Below are 22,082 nucleotides of genomic sequence, written 5' to 3' on the forward strand. Positions count from 1 at the left end.
CTTGCCCGGATGGCGGAATCGGTAGACGCAGGGGACTTAAAATCCCCCGGCCTCGCGGCCAAGTGTGGGTTCGAGTCCCACTCCGGGCACCAACTCAATTTTTTCGCGCCCCAGCACGCCCAGTACGCCCGCACGTGCGAGGCCGCTTGCGCGGCCTTCACGCGTTCAACCGGTTGCGCACCCCCGGCCACGGGGCGCGCCATGGCCCGGGTGGCGGAACCAGGTAGACGCAGGGGACTTAAAATCTTCCGGCCGCAAGGCCTTGTGGGTTCGATTCCCACCCCGGGCACCAGCGATGCAGCCGCGCCGCTCGCGCAACCGAGTCACATCATCGGGTGACGTAGGATCAGGCCTGCGCCAGCGGGGCGCGCCTCCGGTTTTTCCGATGACCTACCGCTATACCGCCTGGTTCGCCTGCATCGCCATCTGCCTGCTGGGCATCGTGTTGGCGCTGACGTGGTCGTCGGGGTGGTGGTGGGTGGCGGCGGTCGCGGGCGCGCTGTCGCTGTTGGGCCTGCTCGACGTCAGCCAGCGCATCAGCACGCTGCGGCAGCTGTATCCGGTGCTGATCCATTTCCGCTACGGGCTGGAGTCGGTGGGGCCGGAGATCCGCCAGTACTTCATCGAGCGCGAGACCGAGGAGGTGCCGTTCTCGCGCGAGCAGCGGGCGCTGGTCTACCAGCGCGCCAAGCGCGTGCAGGACACGGTGCCGTTCGGCACCATCCACGACGTCTATGGCAACGACTACGAGTGGATCAACCATTCGCTGGTGCCGACCCACCTGGCCGGGCACGACTTCCGCACCACGGTGGGCGCCGGTGGCGCGGCTCCCTACGACGCGAGCGTGTTCAACATCTCGGCGATGAGCTTCGGCTCGCTGTCGGCCAACGCGGTCCGTGCGCTCAACCTGGGCGCGAAGCGCGGCGGCTTCTACCACGACACCGGCGAGGGTTCGATCTCGCCCTACCATCGCGAGTACGGCGGCGACCTGGTGTGGGAGATCGGTTCGGGCTACTTCGGCTGCCGGGACGCGGAAGGGCGCTTCGACCCGGAGCGCTTCGCGGCCAATGCCGCGGACCCGCAGGTCAAAATGATCGAGATCAAGCTGTCGCAGGGCGCCAAGCCCGGCCATGGCGGGATGCTGCCCGGCGCGAAGGTGACGCCGGAGATCGCGCTGACGCGCGGCGTGCCGGTGGGCGTGGACTGCAACTCGCCGGCCCAGCATTCGGCGTTCGGGACGCCGGTGGGGCTGCTGGAGTTCGTGGCCGGGCTGCGTGGCCTGGCCGGCGGCAAGCCGGTGGGCTTCAAGCTGGCGATCGGTCATCCCTGGGAGTGGTTCGGCGTGGCCAAGGCGATGCGCGAGACCGGCATCCTGCCGGACTTCATCGTGGTCGACGGCGCCGAGGGTGGCACGGGTGCGGCGCCGGTGGAGTTCGTCAACCACATCGGCGTGCCGCTGCAGGAGGCGCTGATGCTGGTGCACAACACCCTGGTGGGCCTCGATCTCCGCGACAAGATCCGCGTGGGCGCGGCGGGCAAGATCACCTCGGCCTTCGACATCGCGCGCACGCTGGCGATGGGCGCCGACTTCTGCAACGCAGGCCGCGCCTTCATGTTCTCGCTGGGCTGCATCCAGGCGCGCAGCTGCCACAATGATCGCTGCCCGACCGGCATCGCGACCCAGGATCCACGCCGCTGGAAACACCTGGACGTGCAGGACAAGGGCGAGCGCGTGGCCAACTACCACCGCAACACGATGGTGGCGTTGCGCGACCTGCTGTGTGCGTCGGGGCTGTCGTCGCCGGCAGAGCTGGGGCCGGAGCACATCGTGCGCCGGGTCTCGCAGATGCATGTGAGCTCGCTGGCCAGCATCTACCACTTCCTGCAGCCGGGTGAGCTGCTGGCGGGCGCGGTGCCCGAACGACATGCCGTCTTCAAGACCTTCTGGGACGTCGCGCGCGCCGACACGTTCGCCCCGCCGTCGCGCGTCCTCGAGATGCGGACGTCGAAGAGCCGGTGATTTGCCGGCCGCGCGCCCACTGGGCGATAAACCCGTCGCATCACCCTGTAGGAGCGGCTATAGCCGCGATGCCCTTCTCCCGCAATCGCGGCTATAGCCGCTCCTACAGTGTTATCACGCCCCGCCGGCCTCCAGGCGGTTGACCACGGCCGTCGCCGTCAGGTCGCCGGTGACGTTGCCGACGGTCGAGAACATGTCGGGGATGTTGTCCACCGCCAGCAGCAGGCCCAGCGGCTCCACCGGCAGGCCCATGGCCTGGGTCACGGGCAGGTTGTTGGTCATGAAGCTCACCTGGCCGGGCAGGCCCACCGAGCCCATGCTGATCAGCGCCGACAGCACGATGGCGGTGCCGATCTGCAGTCCACTCAGGTCCAGCCCGTACATCCAGCTGATGAAGCTGACCACGCCGATGTACTGGATCGGACTGGTAATGCGGAAGAGCGACACCGCCATCGGCAGCACCAGTGCGGTGACGTGCAGCGGGTAGCCGAGCCGGGTGCGGGCGCAGTCGATCATCGCCGGAAGTGATGCGAGCGAGGACTGGGTGCTGGCCGCGATCACCTGCGCCGGGAAGATGCCGACCATGAAGCGGCGCACCGGCTCCCTGGCGACCAGGCGCGCGACGCCGTACAGCAGCAGGGTGACCATGATGTAGAGCGTGCACAGCAGCAGCACGTACCAGCCCAGCGCGCCCAGCACCGCCAGGCCCACGCGGGCGCAGACCGCCAGCACCAGCGCGAACACGCCCAGCGGCGCCGCCCACAGCACCCAGCGCACCACCTGGATCATGGTGTCGGCGATCGCCTGCACCAGCTCCAGCAGGCGCGCGCGCCGCTCGGGTTCGATGCGGGTGGCGGCGAAGCCGAAGAACAGCGAGAACACCACCAGCGGCAGCATGGCGTTCGCCGCGGCGGCGGCCAGCGCGTTGCTGGGGATGACGGTGGTGATCCACTCGCCGAACGAAGGAGCACGGCCGATGATGGTGTCGTCGGCGCCGATGGCCAGCCGGAAGGCGTCGACGAGGGCCTGGTCGCGCGGCACCAGCGACAGCAGGCCGGGGGCCATGAACGCGGTGAAGCTGCCCGAGGCGATCAGCAGCACGGCGAACACCGCCATTGCGCGGCGGGCGGTGCGGCCTGATGCGGCCGCGTCGGTGGCGGAGTTCACGCCAAGCACCACCAGCGCCGCGACCAGCGGCACCACGGTCATCTGCAGGGCGTTGAGCCAGAGCCGGCCGATCGGCTGCACCAGGTCGGCGGCGCGCGCGCCGAGTTCCGGGTCGCTGTAGGACAGCGCGAGGCCGATGATGGCGCCGAGGGCAAGGGCGAGCAGGACGCGCGCCGCATTTGAAAGCCGCCGCACCTCACCGCGCCCCTGTAGGAGCGGCTACAGCCGCGATCGCCTCGAATCGCATCCCTGTAGGAGCGGCTACAGCCGCGATCACACCCGATCGCGCCCCTGTAGGAGCGGCTACAGCCGCGATCACCGGCAATCGCGGCTGTAGCCGCTCCCACATGGGCAGCGTCCCGGCATCCGGCTCACACAGGTGCAGCGTCCCGGCATCCGGCTCCCACAGGTGCAGCGTCCCAGCATCCGGCTCCCACAGCAGCAGCGTCCCATCCTCACCCATACCGCTGGCCTCATTCGATTGGTGCTGCATTTTCCACCAGCATACGCAGGTGGGCCTCGTCCTCGCACAGCAGCAGGAACACCAGGTCCAGCAGGTGCTGGAGCGCGGCGTGGTACAGCAGCAGCTCGACCTGGGGCCGCGGGTCGTGGGCGCTGACCAGCAGCGCGATGTCGGCGTGCGCGCGCAGTGCGTTCGCGGTGTGGCGGGTGAACGTGACCACCTTGCCGCCGCGCCGGCGGAACAGGCGCGCGGTGTGGCAGAGCGCGGCCTCCTGGCCGTGCTCGCACAGGACCAGCAGGACGTCGCCGGGCGCGGCCGACGAGGTGCCTACCGCCATCAGCGCCGGATCGAACAGGTGTATCGCGGTGCGGCCGATCATCGCCAGCTTGATCGCGATCGCGCGCGAGTGCAGCCCGTCGTTGCCCACGCCGATCGCGTAGACCTTGTCCGCCGCGCGGATCGCCTCGGCCACCCGCGAAACGTCGCTGTGCGCGTTGAGCGCGCGGGTCACGTTGACCGCCTCGGCCTTGGCGCGCCACAGCGACTCGGCCAGCAGGGCCCCGGGATCGTCGTTGCGCGCGGCGCGCGCGGTGCCGGTTCCGCCGCCTTCGGGGTCGAGCCGCGCCAGCGATTCACCGATCGAGAACTTGAGGTCCGGATAGCCCTTGAAGCCCAGCTTCTGGCTGAACTTGACCACGCTCGACTGGCTGATGCCCAGCGCGTTGGCCAGCTGCTGCGAGGAGTAGTCGCGCAGCAGGTGGGCGTTGTCGAGCATGAAGTCGGCGATGCGGCGTTCGATCGCCGACATCCGGTCGCGTTCGCCGCGGATCCTCGCAAGCGGCGGCATGCGCCCCTCAGCCGACCGCGATCGGCTCGAGCCCGCGCACCGAGCGGATGCCCAGGCCCGGCGCGTCGCTGATGGCGATCTCCGACTCGTTGAACTCCACGCCGCCTTCGACCGGGTCGAAGGTGCACAGCGAAGGGCCGTCGAGGTCGACCTTGGTGATGGTGCCGGCCTTGGCCACCGCCAGGTGGACGGCGGCGGCCACGCTGATCGCGGACTCGATCATGCAGCCGATCATGCAGTCGACGCCGTGGACGGCGGCGATGTCGGCGATGCGGATGGCGTTCGACAGCCCGCCGGTCTTCATCAGCTTGATGTTGATGATGTCGGCGGCGCGGCGCTGGATCAGATCGATCACCTCGGCCGGGCCGAACACGCTCTCGTCGGCCATCACCGGGGTATGCACCCGTTCGGTGACGTATTTCAGGCCTTCGATGTCGCGCGCGGGCACCGGCTGCTCCAGCAGCTCGAGGTGGATGCCGGCGTCTTCCAGCGCGTGGATGGCGAACACCGCCTGCTTCGGCGTCCAGCCCTGGTTGGCGTCCAGGCGCAACAGGGCGCGGCCGTCGACCGCGGCGTGGATCGCCTTGACGCGCTCGATGTCGAGCCCGATGTCCTTGCCGACCTTGATCTTGAGCGACTCGAAGCCGCGATCGAGCGCCGCCAGCGAGTCGGCCACCATCTTGTCGATGTAGTCCACGCTGATGGTGAGGTCGGTGGTGACCACCGGATCGCCGCCGCCGCCGAGCATGCGGTAGAGCGGGGCGCCGTAGAGCTGCGCCCACAGGTCGTAGAGCGCGATCTCGACCGCCGCCTTGGCGCTGGTGTTGCGCTCCATCGCGCTTTGCACCAGCTGCACGTTGCGGTTGAGGTCGGCGACGTCGCGGCCGATGAGGCGCGGGCCGATGATCCGGTGGATCGCCTCGATCATCGAGCCGTGGGTGTCGCCGGTGATGACCGCGGTGGGCGCGGCCTCGCCGTAGCCGATGCGGCCATCGTCGGTGTGGATCATCACCACGATGTCTTCCACCGTGTCGACGGTGCGCAGCGCGGTCTTGAACGGGGTCTTCAGCGGAACCCGCAGCATCGCGAGCCGGATGTCGGTGATCTTCATGGGTCAGGGCCGGATGCGCTGGATGCTGGTGAGACGGTCGATCGTGGGCGTGGTCGCGTTGGTCATCATCGGCGCGACCGGCGTCACCACCACGCCGTTGAGGTGCAGGCGCACCAGGTCATCGGCGCCTTCGGGCTTCCAGCTCATGCCGCTGGTGTCGTGGATGACGAAGGGTTCGCCGTCGACGTGGCCGATCATCATCATCACGTGGCCCGGCATGTAGACCAGGTCGCCCGGCCGCGCATCGCGCAGCGCCTCCAGCCGCTTGCCATGGCTGTCGGCCTTGTCCAGTGGCAGGCGGTTGAGCGCCGGGCTCACCGCCTGCGCGCTGGTGTTGCGCGGGATCAGCACGCCGAAGCTGCGGTAGATCTCCGAGGCGAAGCCGCTGCAGTCGCGCGCGTTGTAAGAATGGCCCCAGCCGTAGCGCTCGCCGAGGAACTTGAACGACTGGCGGATGAGGTTGGCTTCGGTCAGCGGCAGGTAGTCGCTGGCGACGTCGGCCGAGCGCGGGAGCAGGGCAGGCTCGAACGACAGCCGGCCGTCCCCGCCGCGCACCGGCAGCTCGATGACATGCGCCGCGGCCGGAAGCTGGCCGTTGACTTCGTCCATCGGCGGCCAGCCCGCGCGCACCGGGACGCGCACGCCCATCTCCAGCTGTACGTCGGACACCCCGGGGTTCTCCGGCGTGTACGCGGTGCGCGCGGTGGCGCCGGTGACCACGAGGAATGGCGCGCGGCGGCCCCAGGCGTGGATGGCATCGCGCTCGCCTTCGGCGACGTACTGCGCCTCGATCCAGGCGGCATAGCGCTGGCTGACGATGAAGAGCCACTCGCCGTCGGCGCTCTGGTGGACGATGGCGACCGGATCGCCGGGGAACAGCGCGCTTTCCTGGAAGCGGTCGATGTCGGTATCGCCCGCACTGCTGAACACGCGCAGGCGGGTCGGGAAGGCGCGCAGGTCCGCGCGGCGCACGACCATGCCGTGGCGCGCCGGCTGGCTGTCGGGAATGGCGTCGAGCGCGAGGCTGGCCTGGATGCGGTCGAGTTCGCCGCGTTCAACGGGCTTGCCGTGGACATCATGGAGCGGGCGTTCCGGGAGCTTCGACAGGCCTTCGATCCAGGCCCGCACCTGCGTGCCTTCGATGCGTCCGGGCAGGGCCTCGAGGTCATGGATCGACGGATCCTCCGCCTGCATGCGTGCGTTCTGCGCGGCGATCTGTGCCGGCGTCAGCACGATCCGGTCCGGATCGGGCAGGGCCTCGATCCAGAAGGCTGGCGAAAGATGGGATTCGGTGAGTCCCGGCACCGCGAATGGCGGCGCGGCCGGGGCGGGTTCGCGCGCGGCGAGCGACGCCGGAAGCACGAGCAGGAGGCTGAGGAGCAGCGCAGTGGATCGCATGGATCATCCCCTTCCGGCGATACGGGAGCCGGACGGCATCATGGAATACATGATTCGGACAAATCAACCAAAAAGAATAAATTATTGACGCCCCATGAACGCCATGTTACACAGCCCCGAAGCAGTTCCGGGGGCCGGGAGAGGGGCTTTCAGCGATGCCTGCAGTCGATCCACAGCACACGTCTCCAAGCGCGGGCCAGTCCCCGCGCCGATGGCGTGTCCACGCCTTGGCCATCGCCGCCGCGCTTCCTGCGATCGCCGTCGCCGCCGCTTTTCCTGTAGGAGCGGCTACAGCCGCGATGGCGGCATCCCCTGGACAGGCGACGGATGCGCGCGAGTCGCGGACCATCGACGCCGGTGGCAGGGCGATCGCGGCTGTAGCCGCTCCTACAGGGGACACGGTGGCGAATGCCGACATCGGGGCGCGGTTGGTCGCGCCGCCGGACATCGTCGAGCGCGTCGACTCGGGTGACTTCAAGGGCGCCGAGGCCGCGATTGCCGCGGCGCTTTCCGACGCCTCGCTCAGCACCGACCAGCGCACCGCGCTCGAATTCCAGCGCGAGCGCATGCGCCGCATCCTGCTCGACTTCCGCCTGGACGAGGCCGCTGCCAAGGCGCGCCTGCGCCGCGACATCCCCGACCTCACCGACGCCGAGTTCGCGCGCTGGGACGCTGCCGGCCTCATCGAGGCGCGGGTGATCGACGGTGAGCGCCGCTGGTTCAGCCGCGGACCCTCCAACCTGTTTCGACTCAGCGAAGAGGCGCGCCAGCGCCGCGCGACTCCGCTGAAGTTCTACGACAGCCCGCTGGAAGTCGCGCATCCGCACCACGCCGCCGTGCGCGAGGCGGCCGTGGCGAGCGGCGAGCGCTCGGTCGCGCCGCAGCGCGTGCGCGTGACCCAGTCGCTGACGGTGAAGCCCGACACGGTGCCTGCAGGCGAGACGCTCCGCGCCTGGCTGCCATTCCCGCGCGCGATCGACGGCCAGCAGGAGGGCATCGCGCTGCAGTCGACGGTCCCGGCGCGCCACCAGCTCGCGCCCGAATCCGCGCTGCAGCGCACCGTGTACATGGAAGCACCGGCCATCGCCGGCCAGCCCACCGCGTTCTCGGTGACCTACGAATTGACGGTCAACGCGCAGTACGCTGATATCGACCCCGCCCGCGTGGTCCCGGCGGACATCACGCCCGAGCTCGCGCCCTTCGTCGCCGAGCGCGCCCCGCACGTGGTCTTCAGCGATGCCATGCGCCTGGAGTCGGCGCGGATCGTGGGCGACGAGACCAACCCCTACCGCATCGCGCAGAAGCTCTTCGCCGCCGTCGACCGGATTCCATGGGCCGGGGCCCGCGAGTACTCGACCATCAGCAACATCGGCCAGCACGCACTGGAGCAGGGCCACGCCGACTGCGGCCAGCAGACCCTGCTGCTGATCACCCTGCTGCGCATGAACGGCATTCCCGCGCGCTGGCAGTCGGGCTGGATCTTCTCCGACGGCGACTACAACAACATGCACGACTGGGGCTGGATGTACCTGGCCCCCTACGGCTGGGTCCCGATGGACGTGACCTTCGGTCGTCTGCCGGGTGCCGACGGGAAACTCCAGGATTTCTACCTTGGCGGCCTCGACGCCTGGCGCATCGCGTTCAACGACGACTGGTCGCGCGAATTCGTGCCGGCCAAGCGCCACCCACGTTCCGAAACCGTCGACCTGCAGCGCGGGGAAGTCGAGTGGGACGGCGGCAACCTGTATTTCGACCAGTGGAATTACGACTTCGAGTGGCAGTTGCTGCCACCGGTCACGGACGACGGCACCTGATCCACCGCCAACCAACACCTGCACACCTGTTCCGGGGAGAACCGCAATGAAGGCCAGCCACACCCGATTCCGCCGAGCCGCACTCTGTATCGCCCTGGGCACCTGCCTGTCCGCACTGGCGCCGGTGGCGCTGGCGCAGAGCGCCACCGGCGCGGTCGCCGGGCGCGCCAGCGCGGGCGACCAGATCCAGGTGGTCAACGCCACCACCGGCGCCACCCGCACCGTGACCGCGGGCGCCGACGGCAGCTATCGCCTGGGCCAGCTGCAGGTCGGCAACTACAGCGTGCAGGTCCTGCGCGACGGCGCCGCCGTGGGTGAGCCGGTGCCTGTGAGCGTGGGACTCGGCGGCACCACCACCGTCAACCTCGGCAGCGCCGGCGGCGTGGCCGACATGGCCGCGGTGACCGTGGTCGGCGACCGGGTGGTGAACCGGGTCGACGTGCGTTCGACCGAGACCGCGACCAACGTGACACGCGAGCAGATTTCCCGCCTGCCGGTCGACCAGAGCCTGGCTTCGGTGGCGCTGCTGGCCCCGGGCGTGGTCGCGTCGGGTGCGACGTTTGGCGGCCTGACCTTCGGCGGCGCGTCGGTCGCCGAGAACGCGGTCTACATCAACGGTCTCAACGTGACCGATCCGTATCGCCGGCAGGGCTTCTCGTCGGTGCCGTTCGGCTTCTACGACGAATTCCAGGTCAAGACCGGCGGCTACTCGGCGGAGTTCGGCCGCAGCACCGGTGGCGTGATCAACGCCGTGACCCGGTCGGGCGGCAACGAGTTCCAGTCTGGCGTGGAACTCACGATGGAGCCTTCGGCCTGGGCTTCGTCCAGGAACGACCACTATCACGACGACGGCACGCTGGATGAGCGCGACCGGACCAGTCGCGACGGGAACTCGTTCTACAAGGCCAACGTGTGGGCGTCCGGCGCCCTGGTGAAGGACCGTCTGTTCTTCTTCGGCATGTACGAAGTGCGCGACAGCAGCCCCAAGGACATCGACGAGACCGAGGCCTACCTGACCAAGGGCGACAACGATTTCTGGGGCGCCAAGCTCGATTGGCAGATCAACGACAACCACCTGCTGGAGCTCTTGGCCTTCTCCGACAAGGCCGAATCCACCACGCGGACCTACGACTATGACTGGGCTTCGGGCCGGACCGGCGACCAGAGCGGCGAATCGACCGCGGGCTCCGGCGGCGACAGCTGGTCGGTGACCTACACCGGACATTTCAGCGACAACTTCGTCGCCAAGGCGATGTACGGCATCAACGAGCGCAGCGCCACCAGCAGCAGCCCGTGGGATGCCGACTGCAGCATCGTGACGGTGTCCGGCTCGGCGCGGCAGGACTGGGGTTGCCATCCCACCAACAGCAGCATCAGCGGGCGCGTGGACGAGCGCGAGGCCATCCGGCTCGACTTCGAGTGGACGCTGGGCGACCACCTGCTGCGCTTCGGCGTCGACCAGGAGGTGATGGATTCCAACAGCTCCGTGCGCTATCCGGGCGATGGCCGCAGCTACCAGGTGCAGAACGTCACTCCCGGCGCATCGCTGAACGGGACCGTCGTTCCTCCGGGCGTGACCCGTATCGTCGATGCGCGCCGCTACATCACCGGTGCCCCGGTAACCACCGAGGCACAGGCGTTCTACCTCGAGGACAACTGGAGCGTCACCCCCAACCTCCTGCTGAACCTCGGCGTGCGCTTCGACAAGTTCCACAACAAGCTGGCGTCGGGCGCCACCTTCGCCCGCGCTGACTTCGAGGACATGGTGTCTCCCCGCGTCGGCTTCAGCTGGGACATGAAGGGTGACGGCACCACCAAGCTGTTCGCGAACGCCGGCCGCTACTACCTGCCGCTGACCAACAAGCTGACCGACTACTTCGGCGGCGGCACCACCGACGAGCACACCTACTACGTGTTCAACGGCTGGACCGACATGATCGATCCGATCACCGGGGCGCCGTACCGGGTCCCGAGCCTCGGCGCGCAGATTGGCGCCGTCAACACCGACATGAACGCGCCGCCGCCGGACGACGTGCGCACCGCGGTCGCGCGCGACCTGAAGCAGGTCTACCAGGACGAGTTCATCGTCGGCTTCCAGCAGGCCATCAACCAGGCCTGGTCGTACGGCGTCAACGCGACCTACCGGGAAGTGACGCGCTCGGTGGAAGACGCGCGCATCAACCACGTCGAAGGCTGCGACTGGTACTCGGGCGACTGGCCGATCATCAACCCGGGCGAGTCGGTCACGCTGTGGTGTCCGGACACCGAGGACTGGGTGCAGTTCGACTCGTCGCGCGACGGCTACATCGCCTCGTTCGGCAACGGCGCTGTCATGGGGTACAGCAAGCCCAAGCGCACCTACAAGGCCGTCGAGTTCCAGCTGGATCGCGCGTGGGACGACAAGTGGGCGGTGAACTTCAGCTACCTCTGGTCGAAGACCGAGGGCAACCTCGAGGGCCCGGTCAACTCCGACACCGGCTACGCCGACACCAACCTGGTGCAGCACTTCGACCATCCCGCCAACAACGAGCGCTATGGCGTGCTGTTCAACGACTTCCGCCACCAGTTCAAGCTGCGCGGCAGCTATCGCCTCAACGAGATGTGGAGCTTCGGCGCCACCGCGACCGCGCGTTCGGGCGGTCCGATCACGGCCTTCGGCGTGGTCTGGCCGGATGACACCCGCAGCGCCGGTGGCCCTGGCGAGTTCAGCGGCGGCGGCTCCGGCTGGCTGTGCGTGGCCAACTGCAACAACCCGGCCACGCGCGAGCTGGTCTACTCCGAGCGCGGCGCCTTCGGTCGCATGCCGTGGGTGAAGGACGTCGGCGTCAACGTGACCTGGACGCTGCCGGTGGAGGACATCGACCTCAAGGCGCGCTTCTCGGTCTACAACCTGTTCAACAGCCAGACCATGGTGAACGTGCACTCGCGCTACGAGAGCACGCCGGGTACGCGGATGCCGTACTTCGGGCAGGGAACCGCGTGGCAGGCCCCGCGCTACGCGCAGCTGGTCGTGACCTGGAACTTCTGACGGGCGCAGGGCGCGGGTGGTCGGGTGGCGGTCCGGAGCCGCCACCCGCTCCATCCGCAAGGGAGTAGGTGTGGCAGGAAAGGGTGTCCTCTTCGCGGCCGTTGCCACGGCCGCGATTTTTTTCGCCACGTGCCCGGTGCAAGCCGGCGGCGATGACTGGCCTTCGCAGGCCGTGGCCGCGGCGGTGGACGACGCGGCGGCGCATTACGGCCTTCCGGGCATCGCCGTGGGCGTGGTGGAAGGCGGCGAAGTGCGGCAGATCGAGCTGCGCGGCGAGGGTGTCGCCGGCAGCGGCGAAGCCATCACCGCCGACACGCTGTTCAAGGTCGCATCCAATACCAAGGCCATGACCGCCGCGCTGCTGGCGCGCCAGGTCGATGCCGGCCTGCTGGCCTGGGACGATCCGGTGGTGAAGCACCTGCCGGGCTTCCGCATGCACGAGGACTGGGTCACCCGCGAGATGCAGGTGCGCGACCTGCTGATCCACAACAGCGGCCTCGGCCCCGGGGCCGGGGACCTGATGCTCTGGCCGGAACCCAATGCCTTCACCCTTGAGGACGTGATCGCCGGCCTGGCCCACCTGAAGCCGCGCTGGAGCTTCCGCTCCCGCTACGCCTACGACAACACGCTCTACATCGTGGCCGGGGAAGTCGCGGCCGCGGCGGGCGGGGCGCCCTACGACGTGCTGCTGCGCCGCGAGGTGTTCGAGCCGCTGGGCATGGACGGCTGCCGCATCGGCGAGTGGCGCGTCGACGAGGCCGGCCCGGTGGCCGCGCCGCACGGGCGCCGCGACGGCAGCTGGGTGGCGCGGCCCGATGGCCCGCTGGTCGCGGACATGCCGATGGCCGCGGCCGGTGGCGTGCGCTGCAGCCTGCAGGACATGCTGCGCTGGGTGCAGGCCTGGTTGGATCCTGCCACCGCCGGCCCGGACGGGCGGCCATGGCTGTCGGCAACGCAGCGCAGCGCCGTCTGGACGGCACACATGCCGTTGCCGCTGACCACGCGCATGCGCGACTGGAACCGCAGCCACTATTCCGCCTACGGCTACGGCTGGCGCCTGAGCGACGTCGACGGCACGGCCAAGGTCGCGCATACCGGCACGCTGTCGGGCATGTATTCCGCCGTGACCCTGCTGCCCGAGCGGGACGTCGGCTTCGTGATCCTGATCAACGGCGATGCGGGCGACGCGCGGACCGTGCTCGAGCAGACGCTTGGCAAGCACTTCAGCGCGCCGCAGGAACGGCGCAACGTCGCGCACTACGTCCAGGCGCTGGCCGCCGGGCCCGGTCCGCAGGACGCGGCCTCCGGAGACGGGCAGGGTGCGGCACGCGCGCCGGTCGCCGCAGCCCCCGCGCCGGCCTGGCTGGGCCGCTACCGCGATCCATGGTTGGGCGAGGTCACGGTCTGTCGCTCGGGCGACGGCGTCCGCTTCACGTCGGCCAAGTCGCCGCGGCTGTCGGGACCGGTGCTCCGTGCGGGAGGCAGGCTCCTGGTCGACTTCGACACCCTCGGCCCTGACGCCGACGCATGGCTCGACGTTGGTGGCGAGGCTGGCGGCAGGCCAGGGCTGACGATGGCCAAGGTCGATCCCGAGGCGGACTTCAGCTACGACTACGAGGATCTGGCGTTCACCTACGTCCGGGCCTGCGAGGCTGCCGGTCTGTGACGCGCAGCACGGGGGGCGGCAAGCCCTCCGGATAACATGTTGCGAAGCAGCATCGACCGTTTCCGCTGCTCCATGGAGGGGAGCGTGACGGAATTTCCAGGCAAAGGGCGACGCATCCTCGTGGTCGAGGACGATGCCACCAACCGCAGCGTGCTGGCCCGCCAGCTGGCCATGGTCGGCGTCGACGCGGAGATGGCCGGCAACGGCATGGAAGGCCTGGAACGGTGGCGCGGCGGCGACTTCGCCCTGGTCCTGAGCGACCTGCACATGCCGGTCATGGACGGCTTCGGCCTGGTGCGTGCGATCCGCAACGAAGAGGCGGCCATCAGGACGCCCGTGCTGGCCTTCAGCGCCGACGTGCGCATCGGACAGGCCGAAAAGGCGCGTGACGCCGGTTTCGATGAATTCCTGGCCAAGCCCATGCAGCTCGACGGGCTGCGCGCGGTGCTGGGCCGCTGGCTGGCGGCGCCGGCAACGCCGGCATCCGCGCGGGCGGCCCCGGGCCTAGCCAGCCAGGCACGCGCGGACGGCATCCTGCCTTGCGCCGAGTTCGATGCCGGCGCGCTCCGCGAACTGGTTGGCGACGAACCCGCGGTGGTGCTGGAGATCCTGGCCTATTTCGACGAGGTCGCGACCGGCATCCGCGCCGACCTGCTGGCCGCCGCGGCCGCGGGCGATGCCGCCGGGGCCGGGATGCTGGCACACCGGCTGAAGTCGTCCGCGCGATCGGTCGGCGCCGCGCCGCTGGGCCTGCTGTGCGCGCGGCTCGAGGAACACGCCGGGTCGGTGCAGGGCGCGGGTTTCGCCGCGCTGGTGGACGAAGTGGTGCAGGCGCTCGACGCGGCGCTGGTGGCGATGCGCCGCTGGCGCGCCGTTGGCGGCGCGCGTGGGCAGGACATGACGAGGTACGCGCTTTGAAGATCCTGGTAGTCGACGACGACGATTTCACCACCCGGCTGCTGCACATCCAGCTGCGGGCGCTGGGCCTGCGGAAGAGCGGGTACTCCAGCATCGAGCTGTGCTCGCGCGGAGAGGAAGCCCTGGAGCGGCTGTCGGCGGATCCGGCCGGCGTCGGCCTGGTGATCTGCGACCTGCGCATGCCCGGCATGGACGGCGTCGAGTTCGTGCGCCATCTGGCCCAGGCCGGTTTCGGCGGCGCGCTGGCGCTGATGAGCGGCGCCGACGCGCGGGTGCTGCAGGCCGCGGAACAGGTGGCGCGCGCCCAGGGGCTGCATGTCCTCGGCACGCTGGCCAAGCCGGTGCAGCCCGCGGCGCTGCGCGCCCTGCTGGACGGCCATCGCGACGCCGACGGCAGGGGCGACGCAGGCGAGGCGTCGGCCGGGTTCTCCGCGCAGGACGCGGCCGAACTGGAATCGGCGATCACGGCCGGCGAGCTGTTCAACCTCTACCAGCCGAAGGTGGACCTGCACAGCGGTGAAGTGGTCGCGGTCGAGGCCCTGGCGCGCTGGCAGCACCGCACGCGCGGCATCGTCATGCCGGCCGAGTTTGTCCCGCTGGCCGAGAAGGCCGGGCTGATCCGCCCGCTGGCGCGCGTCGTGCTGTCCAACGCGCTGCACGACGCCCGCAACTGGACGACCGGCGGCCGCGAACTGGACGTCGCGGTCAACCTGACCATGGCGAACCTGGCCACGCTCGACATCCCGGAGCGCATCGCCCGCCTGGCCGCGGCCGCGGGCTTCCCGCTGGAGCGACTGGTGCTCGAGCTGTCCGAGAGCCACCTGCCGACGGAGCCACAGGCGCAGCTGGACATCATGACGAGGCTGCGCCTGAAGGGTGTCCGGCTGGCGATCGACGAGTTCGGCACCGGCTTTTCCAACCTCGCGCAGCTGCGGGAGATGCCGTTCTCCGAGCTCAAGATCGACCGGGGCTTCGTCCGCGGCGTCGCCCACGACCCGTCGCGTCGCGCGATGGTGCAGGCGGCGCTGGCGCTGGCACGCGAACTCGACGTGCAGACCGTGGCGGTCGGGGTCGAGACCACCGACGACCTGGCGTGCCTGCGGGAGTTCGGCTGCCACATCGGCCAGGGCGTGCTGATCGCCGAGCCGATGCCGGCGTCGGACGTGATGCGCTGGGTCACGGGCTGGCCGTCGATGCGCGGCGGGTTGATGGCGGCCTAGCCGCTGCACAAACAAGAACCCCCGGCAAGCCGGGGGTTTTTGCTGGATCTGGTGGGCGGTGCAGGGATCGAACCTGCGACCCTTGCCGTGTGAAGGCAATGCTCTACCGCTGAGCTAACCGCCCGAAGTGGCCGCGCAGTATACAGCAGCGGGCACGGGGTCCCGCAAGCCCCCGGGGCGGTCCCGGGCCGCCGCGATGCGCCCCGTTTCACCGCCGTCTCACCACCCCGGGCCTAGCGTCCGGAGTCCTTCCATCGACATGCGAGGCCTCCATGGCCCGTCCCATCTGGACCGGAACCCTGAGCTTCGGGCTGTTGAACGTGCCGGTTGCGCTGATGTCCGGCGAACGGCGCGTCGACATCAGCTTCCGGATGCTGGATTCCCGCGACAAGAATCCCGTGCGCTACGAGCGCGTCAACGCCGAGACCGGCGAAGAGGTGCCGTGGAAGGACGTGGTCAAGGCCTTCGAGTACGACAAGGGCAGCTATGTCGTGCTGGAACAGGACGACATCAAGTCCGCGGCACCGGAGAGCCACGAGACGGTGGAGGTCGAGACCTTCGTCGACGCCAGCGACATTCCCCCGACCTTCTACGAGAAGCCTTACATCCTCGTGCCGGGCAAGAAGGCCGAGAAGGGCTATGTGCTCCTGCGCGAGACCCTGCGCGACACCGGCAAGGCCGGCATCGCGCGTGTCGTGATCCGCACCCGCGAGTACCTCGCGGCGGTGCTGCCGCAGGGTGACGCGCTGATCCTCATGCTGCTGCGCTATCCGCAGGAAGTCGTGGATGCCTCCGAGCACCGGCTGCCCGAGGGCGAGGCGGCCGACTACCGGATCAACGCCAAGGAGCGCGAGATGGCGAAGCAGCTCATCGAAGCGATGAGCGGCGAGTGGGATCCCTCGCAGTACCGCAACGAGTTCCGCGAGCGGCTGGAGAAGGTGATCCGCGACCGGATGAAGTCCCAGGGCGTGGTGTCGCGGCCCGACGACGACGATCGCGACGTGCCCGAGGATGCGACCACCAACGTGGTGGACTTCATGGCCCTGCTGCAGAAGAGCATCGGCAACAACAAGCGCACGCCGGCGAAGAAGGGCAGCGGCAAGGCCCAGGCCACGGACGATGCGGCCGAAGCGAAACCGGCAAGGAAGGCCGCGAAGAAGGCCGGCAAGAAGGCCGCGAAGAAGGTGGGCAAGGCGCCGGCCAAGGCCGCGAAGACGGCCGCGCGCAAGGCCGGGTAAGGCGCGGCCATGGGTGAACCGACGCGCCTCACCAGTCCGGACCGCGTCGTCTTCGAAGGCGCCGGTTACACCAAGCAGGACGTGGTGGAGTACTACCGCGCGGTGGCCGACTGGATGCTGCCCGAACTCGCGCGCAGGCCGCTGTCGCTGGTGCGCTGCCCCGACGGCGCGGCCGGCCAGTGTTTCTTCCAGAAGCACTACGCCGAGTCCCTGGGCGACGACGTGCGCTCCATCGACCTGATGCAGAAGAGTGGCGTCGAGCCCTATCTGTATGTCGACGATATCGAGGGCGTGACCGACCTGGTGCAGATGAACGCGCTGGAGTTCCACCCGTGGGGCTCGCGGATCGAGGATCCTGAGCGGCCGGACCGGCTGGTCTTCGACCTGGATCCGGGCGAAGGCACGGGCTGGCCCGATGTGCTGCGCGGCGCACGCGACGTGCGCGACCGGCTGCGCAAGCTGGGGCTCGAGAACTTCGTGCGCCTGTCGGGCGGCAAGGGCGTGCACGTGGTCGTGCCGATCGCGCCGGGGCCGTCCTGGGACGACGCGCGCGCGTTCTCCGACGCGTTCGCCAACCACATGGCCGTGCAGGCGCCGGCGCGCTACGTGGCCACCATGTCCAAGGCCAAGCGTCCCGGGAAGATCTTCATCGACTGGCTGCGCAATGCGCGCGGCGCGACCAGCGTCGCCTCCTGGTCCCTGCGCGCGCGCCAGGGTGGGCCGGTGGCGGTACCGATCCGCTGGGAGGAGCTCGGCCGCGTGGACGGGCCCGCCGCCTTCGACCTGCGTGCCGCCCGCCGGCGCGCGGCGCGCATGCGCAAGGATCCCTGGGAAGGCTTCGAGACCCTGGCGCAAACCCTCCCGGTAATCGGCTGACACCGCCTGCACGCGGCGATGACGGGTCGCCAACGCCGGCGCGCGTAGCGTCGACGGCCAACGATGGATTCCGGGAGGCGGTTTCGATGGCGACGAAGAAGGCAGGCAAGTCGGCGAAGGCGGGCGGGAGTGCGAAGACGGGCGAGGCGACCGCCGCGCGCCAGCGGAGCATCCAGCGCGAGGCGCTGCAGGCCGCGAAGCAGGCGAAGAAGAAGGCTCCGGCCAAGAAGTCCCCCGCACAGGCCGGCGCACGCAAGCAGCCGACCCGACTGCCGGCCCAGCATCTCGCCAAGCCCGGCAAGGAGGCCGACCTCGACCTCCAGCCGCGCTTCACCGCGCCGGACTACGCCGGCAGCGGCAAGCTCGAGGGCATGGCGGCGATCGTGACCGGCGGCGACTCGGGAATCGGTCGCGCCGTGGCGGTACTGTTCGCACGCGAAGGCGCCGACGTCGCGGTGCTGCATCTGGCCGAGGACGAGGACGCGCAGGAGACGCGTCGCCATGTCGAGGCCGAGGGCCGGCGCTGCCTGGTCATCGCCGGCGACGTGCGTGACCCGGCGTTCTGCGAGGACGCCGTGGGCCAGGTGGTCGACGTCTTCGGGCGGCTCGACGTGCTGGTCAACAACGCGGCCTTCCAGCAGCACGTCGAGCGCCTGGAAGACCTGACCGACGCGCACCTGCAGGAGACGCTGCAGACCAACATCGCGGGCTACTTCCACATGGCGCGCGCCGCGCTTCCGCACATGGAGCAGGGCGCCAGCATCATCAACACGGGCTCGGAGACGGGCATCTTCGGCAATCCCAAGCTGCTCGACTACTCGGCGACCAAGGGCGCGATCCACGCCTTCACCCTGTCGCTGGCCAGCAACCTGCTCGGTCGTGGGATCCGCGTGAACTGCGTCGCGCCCGGGCCGGTGTGGACGCCGCTCAACCCGGCGGACAAGCCGGCGGAGGACGTGGCGAAGTTCGGCAAGGACAGCGACATGGGGCGTCCGGCGCAGCCCGAAGAGCTGTCGCCGGCCTACGTCTTCCTCGCGTCGCCGGTGATGTCGTCGTACGTGAACGGCGCGATCCTGCCGGTGATGGGCGGACCGCGCGGCTGAGGGTCACACCAGTGCCTGGATCGCGTGCACCAGGGCATACAGCACGCCGCCGATCAGCGCGCCGACGGCGGTGCCGTTGTAGCGGATGAACTGCAGGTCGGAGCCGACCGCGAGTTCAAGCTCGCGCGTGAGTTCCTCGGCGCTCCACTGGTGCACGCGCTCGACGATGAAATCGCGGATGCCTTCGCGGTAGCGTTCGACCTCGGGCAGCACCAGTTCCACCACGCCTTCGTTGATCCACGCCCGCATGGCATCGTCGGCGGCCAGCCGTGAGCCGACTTCCGCACCGATCGAGGAGATGCGGGTCGCGATCGCGGAATCGTCGCGCTCCACGTCCTCGCGGATCCAGGTGGCCAGGTCGCGCCACAGGCTGCGCAGGTAGCGCGACAGGTCGGAGTCCTCGATCAGCTGGTCGCGGAAGGCGTTGACGCGCTCGCGCAGCGACGGGTCGTCCTCCAGGCGCACGATCAGCCGCTCGAACTCGGCGCCGATGCGCTGGCGCATCTCGTGGTCGCGGTCGCCGGCCATGTCGCTGACCATGCCGGCCATGCCGGCCACGAGCTTGTCGGCGACCTTGTCGGCCACCACGCCATCGATCTTCAGGTAGCGCAGCACCTTCCACAGCTCGCGCCCGGCGAGATCGGCCACGCGCTCATGGGTTCCGGGTGCCGCCAGGACCTCGCCGGCGTAGCCCAGTCCAGCATCGACCAGCGCCTGGTGGCGGCCATCGGCGGTGAGCTGGCGCAGCACCACCGCCACCACGCCCGACAGGTCGACCTGGCGCAGGCGCGCGTCGGCGATGCGGTGCAGGAAGCGGTGCAGCTCGTCGCTGTCGAGCGCGTCGAGGATGCGGGGCAGGGCGTTGGCGAGCGCGCGGCCCATGGTGCCGGCGAAGGCGGAGTCGGCGAGCTTGCCGGCGATGGCCCCGGCGATATCCATCGACTGGAGCTTTTCCGCCACCTGGCGGGTGCCGAGGAAGTGGTCGCAGATGAAGTCCGCGAGGCTGGCGCCCAGCGCGTCCTTCTTCGATGGGATGATCGCGGTGTGCGGGATCCAGCGCATGCCCATCGGATGCCGGAACAGCGCGACGATCGCGAACCAGTCGGCCAGGCCACCGACCAGCGCGGCTTCGAACACCGCCGCGAGGAAGCCGAAGGCCCAGTGCGGATGCGTGCGCTCGAGCACCGAGACGACCGCGAGCCCCGCGCCGGCGATGCCCAGCAGGCCGAGCGCGATCGCCTTGCGGCGGCGCAGCGCGGCTTCGCGGGGATCGGTGATCGGCGGCATCGCGACAGGGTAGCGCGAAGACGCGGGCTCCCGTATCATTCCGGGCTCGCCAGTGGCCGGGTAGCTCAGTTGGTAGAGCAGGGGATTGAAAATCCCCGTGTCGGGGGTTCGATTCCCTCCCCGGCCACCATTGCGCGATGATCGAAGGCCGTTTCCAGCGCCGCGCCGCGGCGGGAGAGGCACCATGCAAGGCAGGCTTCCAGCCGTCGCGATCGCTGCGCTCCTGGCCCTCCAGGGCTGCGCAAGCACCGGCATGACCGATGTCGAAAAACTCGCCACCTATCGCGCCGCCGCCGGCGAACCCGTGTCCAGCTTCAGCTACCTCGGGCGGATCAGCGGCTGGACGCCGCTCGACGATGGGCACATCGCCGTGTGGACGCGGCCGCGCGAGGCCTGGCTGCTGGGCTTCCACGGCCTCTGCCCGGACGTCGCCTACAGTCCGGTGATCGGGCTCACCAGCCAGAACAGCAGGGTCTACGCCGGCTTCGACAAGGTGCTGGTGGATGGCCGCAGTTCGATGCAGCTGCCCTGCCGCATCCGCGAGATCCGTCCGCTCGACACGATGCGCATCAAGGCGGCGGAACAGGAGGCGAGGGAAGCGGCTCAGGCCCCGTCTTCGGGGACATAGCCGGCCGGCGCCTCGGCGCCACCCTCGAACAGGAACTTCTGCATCTCGCGCTCGAGGAAGGCGCGGTGTTCCGGATCCATCGGCGACAGGCGGTTCTCGTTGATCAGCATGGTCTGGTGCGCAAGCCACGCCGCCCAGGCAGGCTTGCCGATGCCGGCGAAGACGCGCTTGCCGAGCTCGCCGGGCCAGGGCACGAAGTCCAGGCCTTCGGCCTCACGCTTTTCGTATTCGCAATGCACGGTGCGGCTCACGTTTCCTGCTCCTGTTCGGATTCGAACTGCGCCTGGACGAGCGTGCGGACCGGCGCCGGGATGCCCAGGGCGGCCAGCGCGTCGCGCGGTACCCAGCGCAGGTCCTCATTGTCCCGCACCGCGGCGGCGCTGGCGACCGCGCGCCAGCGCCGGGGATGCATGGTGAGGCGGTAGTGGCTGAAGACGTGCGCGACGGGGTCCAGTGCCTCGGCCTGGGCGTAGTCGCCATCGACATGGCCTTCGAACCAGGCACGCGCCGCCTCTTCGTCGGCGGCTTCGGGCAGGGACCAGAGCTGCGCCCAGACGCCGGCCGGCGGCCTGCGCTGCAACAGCATGCGGCCTTCGGCGTCGCGCATCAGCAGGAGCACGGCCTCGCGCGTCGGCAGCGCCCTGGTGGGTTTGGGCGTGGGCAGTTCCGCGGTGCGCCCCTGTGCATGGGCTTCGCAGCCCGGTCGCAGGGGACAGGCGCTGCAGGCCGGTGCGTGGCGGGTGCAGACCGTGGCACCGAGGTCCATCTGCGCCTGGGTGTAGTCGGCCAGGCGGCTCGCCGGCAGGTGCTGCTGTGCGAATTCCCACAGCCGCTTCTGCACCGCGGGCTGGCCGGGCCAGCCCTCGACGCCGTGGTAGCGGGCGAGCACGCGCCTGACGTTGCCGTCCAGGATCGCGAAACGGTCACCCCAGGCCTGGGCGAGGATCGCGCCCGCGGTGCTGCGGCCGATGCCGGGCAGCGCGAGGAGCGCGTCGAAGTCGCGCGGCAGGTCGCCGCCGTGGAGTCCCACGCAGGCGCGGGCAGCGGCATGCAGGTTGCGCGCGCGTGCGTAGTAGCCGAGGCCCGACCAGAGGCCGAGGACTGCGTCCAGCGGCGCGGCGGCGAGCGCGGCGACCGAGGGCAGGCTGGCGACGAAGCGCTCGAAGTAGGGCACCACCACGCGCACCTGGGTCTGCTGCAGCATGATCTCCGACAACCACACGCGGTAGGGCGTGCGCGGGTGCTGCCAGGGCAGGTCGTGGCGGCCGTGGACGTCGAACCAGTCGAGCAGCGGCGTC

The 22,082-nt window shown here is 69.7% G+C and carries 18 protein-coding genes and 4 tRNA genes; 13 read left to right on the plus strand and 9 right to left on the minus strand.

The window, feature by feature from the left end; all coding sequences use genetic code 11:
- The first annotated feature begins 3 nt into the window (after positions 1 to 3).
- The 3 genes from JGR68_RS06310 (at position 4) to JGR68_RS06320 (ending at position 2,020) form a co-directional block, all read left to right on the plus strand.
- Positions 4 to 92, plus strand: a tRNA-Leu gene (locus JGR68_RS06310).
- A 112-nt stretch (positions 93 to 204) separates the two neighbouring features.
- Positions 205 to 292 (plus strand) — tRNA-Leu (locus JGR68_RS06315).
- Between the two features lie 93 nt (positions 293 to 385).
- Positions 386 to 2,020: an FMN-binding glutamate synthase family protein gene (locus JGR68_RS06320; protein WP_199361573.1), complete on the plus strand. Its 1,635-nt coding sequence runs from the start codon at positions 386 to 388 to the stop codon at positions 2,018 to 2,020.
- 114 nt (positions 2,021 to 2,134) lie between these two features.
- Here the strand turns inward: JGR68_RS06320 and JGR68_RS06325 are convergent, their stop codons facing one another.
- Genes JGR68_RS06325 through JGR68_RS06345 form a run of 5 tightly spaced genes read right to left on the minus strand, consistent with a single transcriptional unit; the run spans position 2,135 to position 7,006 of the window.
- Entirely contained in the window at positions 2,135 to 3,382 is a 1,248-nt protein-coding gene (locus JGR68_RS06325; protein WP_199361572.1) for a cation:dicarboxylase symporter family transporter, read from the minus strand.
- Position 3,383: 1 nt separating this feature from the next.
- The gene (locus JGR68_RS06330; protein ID WP_199361571.1) at positions 3,384 to 3,650 is read right to left on the minus strand and encodes a hypothetical protein; all 267 of its coding nucleotides are present in this window, start codon (positions 3,648 to 3,650) and stop codon (positions 3,384 to 3,386) included.
- Between the two features lie 10 nt (positions 3,651 to 3,660).
- Positions 3,661 to 4,497, minus strand: a complete 837-nt coding sequence (locus tag JGR68_RS06335) for a MurR/RpiR family transcriptional regulator (protein ID WP_199361570.1) — start codon at positions 4,495 to 4,497, stop codon at positions 3,661 to 3,663.
- Positions 4,498 to 4,504: 7 nt separating this feature from the next.
- Complete coding sequence (locus tag JGR68_RS06340; protein WP_199361569.1) at positions 4,505 to 5,608, minus strand: dipeptide epimerase; 1,104 nt, start codon at positions 5,606 to 5,608, stop codon at positions 4,505 to 4,507.
- A gap of 3 nt (positions 5,609 to 5,611) precedes the next feature.
- On the minus strand, positions 5,612 to 7,006 hold the full coding sequence (locus JGR68_RS06345) for an SH3 domain-containing protein (protein ID WP_199361568.1): 1,395 nt from the start codon (positions 7,004 to 7,006) through the stop codon (positions 5,612 to 5,614).
- 227 nt (positions 7,007 to 7,233) lie between these two features.
- Here JGR68_RS06345 and JGR68_RS06350 point away from each other — a divergent pair, with 227 nt between their 5' ends.
- From JGR68_RS06350 to JGR68_RS06370, 5 genes are all read left to right on the plus strand, one after another.
- Positions 7,234 to 8,820, plus strand: coding sequence for a transglutaminase domain-containing protein (locus JGR68_RS06350; protein ID WP_234446611.1), 1,587 nt, complete (start codon positions 7,234 to 7,236; stop codon positions 8,818 to 8,820).
- A gap of 46 nt (positions 8,821 to 8,866) precedes the next feature.
- A complete protein-coding gene (locus JGR68_RS06355; protein WP_199361567.1) occupies positions 8,867 to 11,848 on the plus strand; it encodes a TonB-dependent receptor in 2,982 nt (993 codons plus the stop codon).
- Positions 11,849 to 11,984: 136 nt separating this feature from the next.
- Entirely contained in the window at positions 11,985 to 13,514 is a 1,530-nt protein-coding gene (locus tag JGR68_RS06360) for a serine hydrolase domain-containing protein (protein ID WP_199361566.1), read from the plus strand.
- 84 nt (positions 13,515 to 13,598) lie between these two features.
- A complete protein-coding gene (locus JGR68_RS06365; RefSeq protein WP_199361565.1) occupies positions 13,599 to 14,432 on the plus strand; it encodes a response regulator in 834 nt (277 codons plus the stop codon).
- On the plus strand, positions 14,429 to 15,652 hold the full coding sequence (locus tag JGR68_RS06370; RefSeq protein WP_199361564.1) for an EAL domain-containing response regulator: 1,224 nt from the start codon (positions 14,429 to 14,431) through the stop codon (positions 15,650 to 15,652). The genes JGR68_RS06365 and JGR68_RS06370 overlap by 4 nt, the downstream gene beginning before the upstream one ends.
- A gap of 49 nt (positions 15,653 to 15,701) precedes the next feature.
- Here the strand turns inward: JGR68_RS06370 and JGR68_RS06375 are convergent.
- Positions 15,702 to 15,776 (minus strand) — tRNA-Val (locus tag JGR68_RS06375).
- Positions 15,777 to 15,924: 148 nt separating this feature from the next.
- Between JGR68_RS06375 and JGR68_RS06380 the strand changes: the two genes are divergently transcribed.
- The 3 genes from JGR68_RS06380 to JGR68_RS06390 all read left to right on the plus strand — a co-directional run bounded on the left by JGR68_RS06380 (position 15,925) and on the right by JGR68_RS06390 (position 18,869).
- Positions 15,925 to 16,890: a Ku protein gene (locus JGR68_RS06380; protein ID WP_199361563.1), complete on the plus strand. Its 966-nt coding sequence runs from the start codon at positions 15,925 to 15,927 to the stop codon at positions 16,888 to 16,890.
- Positions 16,891 to 16,899: 9 nt separating this feature from the next.
- Positions 16,900 to 17,766 carry a non-homologous end-joining DNA ligase gene (gene ligD, locus JGR68_RS06385; protein ID WP_199361562.1) on the plus strand — a complete coding sequence of 289 codons (867 nt, stop codon included), beginning with the start codon at positions 16,900 to 16,902 and terminating at the stop codon, positions 17,764 to 17,766.
- An 86-nt stretch (positions 17,767 to 17,852) separates the two neighbouring features.
- Positions 17,853 to 18,869, plus strand: a complete 1,017-nt coding sequence (locus JGR68_RS06390; RefSeq protein ID WP_199361561.1) for an SDR family oxidoreductase — start codon at positions 17,853 to 17,855, stop codon at positions 18,867 to 18,869.
- A 3-nt stretch (positions 18,870 to 18,872) separates the two neighbouring features.
- Here the strand turns inward: JGR68_RS06390 and JGR68_RS06395 are convergent, their stop codons facing one another.
- A complete protein-coding gene (locus JGR68_RS06395; RefSeq protein ID WP_199361560.1) occupies positions 18,873 to 20,156 on the minus strand; it encodes a DUF445 domain-containing protein in 1,284 nt (427 codons plus the stop codon).
- 54 nt (positions 20,157 to 20,210) lie between these two features.
- Between JGR68_RS06395 and JGR68_RS06400 the strand changes: the two genes are divergently transcribed.
- Both JGR68_RS06400 and JGR68_RS06405 read left to right on the plus strand, forming a co-directional pair.
- A tRNA-Phe gene (locus tag JGR68_RS06400) sits at positions 20,211 to 20,286 on the plus strand.
- A gap of 54 nt (positions 20,287 to 20,340) precedes the next feature.
- Positions 20,341 to 20,784 (plus strand): DUF6491 family protein, encoded by a 444-nt coding sequence (locus tag JGR68_RS06405; RefSeq protein WP_199361559.1) that lies wholly within the window; start codon positions 20,341 to 20,343, stop codon positions 20,782 to 20,784.
- On the opposite strand, the gene JGR68_RS06410 is transcribed toward JGR68_RS06405, so the two are convergent.
- Positions 20,760 to 21,035 (minus strand): oxidative damage protection protein, encoded by a 276-nt coding sequence (locus JGR68_RS06410; RefSeq protein WP_199361558.1) that lies wholly within the window; start codon positions 21,033 to 21,035, stop codon positions 20,760 to 20,762. The two genes, JGR68_RS06405 and JGR68_RS06410, sit on opposite strands and share 25 nt — an antisense overlap.
- Positions 21,032 to 22,075 carry an A/G-specific adenine glycosylase gene (gene mutY / locus JGR68_RS06415; protein ID WP_199361675.1) on the minus strand — a complete coding sequence of 348 codons (1,044 nt, stop codon included), beginning with the start codon at positions 22,073 to 22,075 and terminating at the stop codon, positions 21,032 to 21,034. The genes JGR68_RS06410 and mutY overlap by 4 nt, the downstream gene beginning before the upstream one ends.
- Between the last annotated feature and the right edge of the window lie 7 nt (positions 22,076 to 22,082).

Source organism: Luteimonas sp. MC1750 (assembly GCF_016615955.1).
Taxonomy (GTDB): domain Bacteria; phylum Pseudomonadota; class Gammaproteobacteria; order Xanthomonadales; family Xanthomonadaceae; genus Luteimonas.

Excerpts from the sequence above, each read along its gene's own strand:
- JGR68_RS06320 (WP_199361573.1), top strand. The coding sequence starts at position 386 with ATGACCTACCGCTATACCGCCTGGTTCGCCTGCATCGCCATCTGCCTG.
- JGR68_RS06330 (WP_199361571.1), bottom strand. The coding sequence starts at position 3,650 with ATGGGTGAGGATGGGACGCTGCTGCTGTGGGAGCCGGATGCTGGGACG.
- JGR68_RS06335 (WP_199361570.1), bottom strand. The coding sequence starts at position 4,497 with ATGCCGCCGCTTGCGAGGATCCGCGGCGAACGCGACCGGATGTCGGCG.
- JGR68_RS06340 (WP_199361569.1), bottom strand. The coding sequence starts at position 5,608 with ATGAAGATCACCGACATCCGGCTCGCGATGCTGCGGGTTCCGCTGAAG.
- JGR68_RS06345 (WP_199361568.1), bottom strand. The coding sequence starts at position 7,006 with ATGCGATCCACTGCGCTGCTCCTCAGCCTCCTGCTCGTGCTTCCGGCG.
- JGR68_RS06355 (WP_199361567.1), top strand. The coding sequence starts at position 8,867 with ATGAAGGCCAGCCACACCCGATTCCGCCGAGCCGCACTCTGTATCGCC.
- JGR68_RS06380 (WP_199361563.1), top strand. The coding sequence starts at position 15,925 with ATGGCCCGTCCCATCTGGACCGGAACCCTGAGCTTCGGGCTGTTGAAC.
- ligD (WP_199361562.1), top strand. The coding sequence starts at position 16,900 with ATGGGTGAACCGACGCGCCTCACCAGTCCGGACCGCGTCGTCTTCGAA.
- JGR68_RS06390 (WP_199361561.1), top strand. The coding sequence starts at position 17,853 with ATGGCGACGAAGAAGGCAGGCAAGTCGGCGAAGGCGGGCGGGAGTGCG.
- JGR68_RS06395 (WP_199361560.1), bottom strand. The coding sequence starts at position 20,156 with ATGCCGCCGATCACCGATCCCCGCGAAGCCGCGCTGCGCCGCCGCAAG.
- JGR68_RS06405 (WP_199361559.1), top strand. The coding sequence starts at position 20,341 with ATGCAAGGCAGGCTTCCAGCCGTCGCGATCGCTGCGCTCCTGGCCCTC.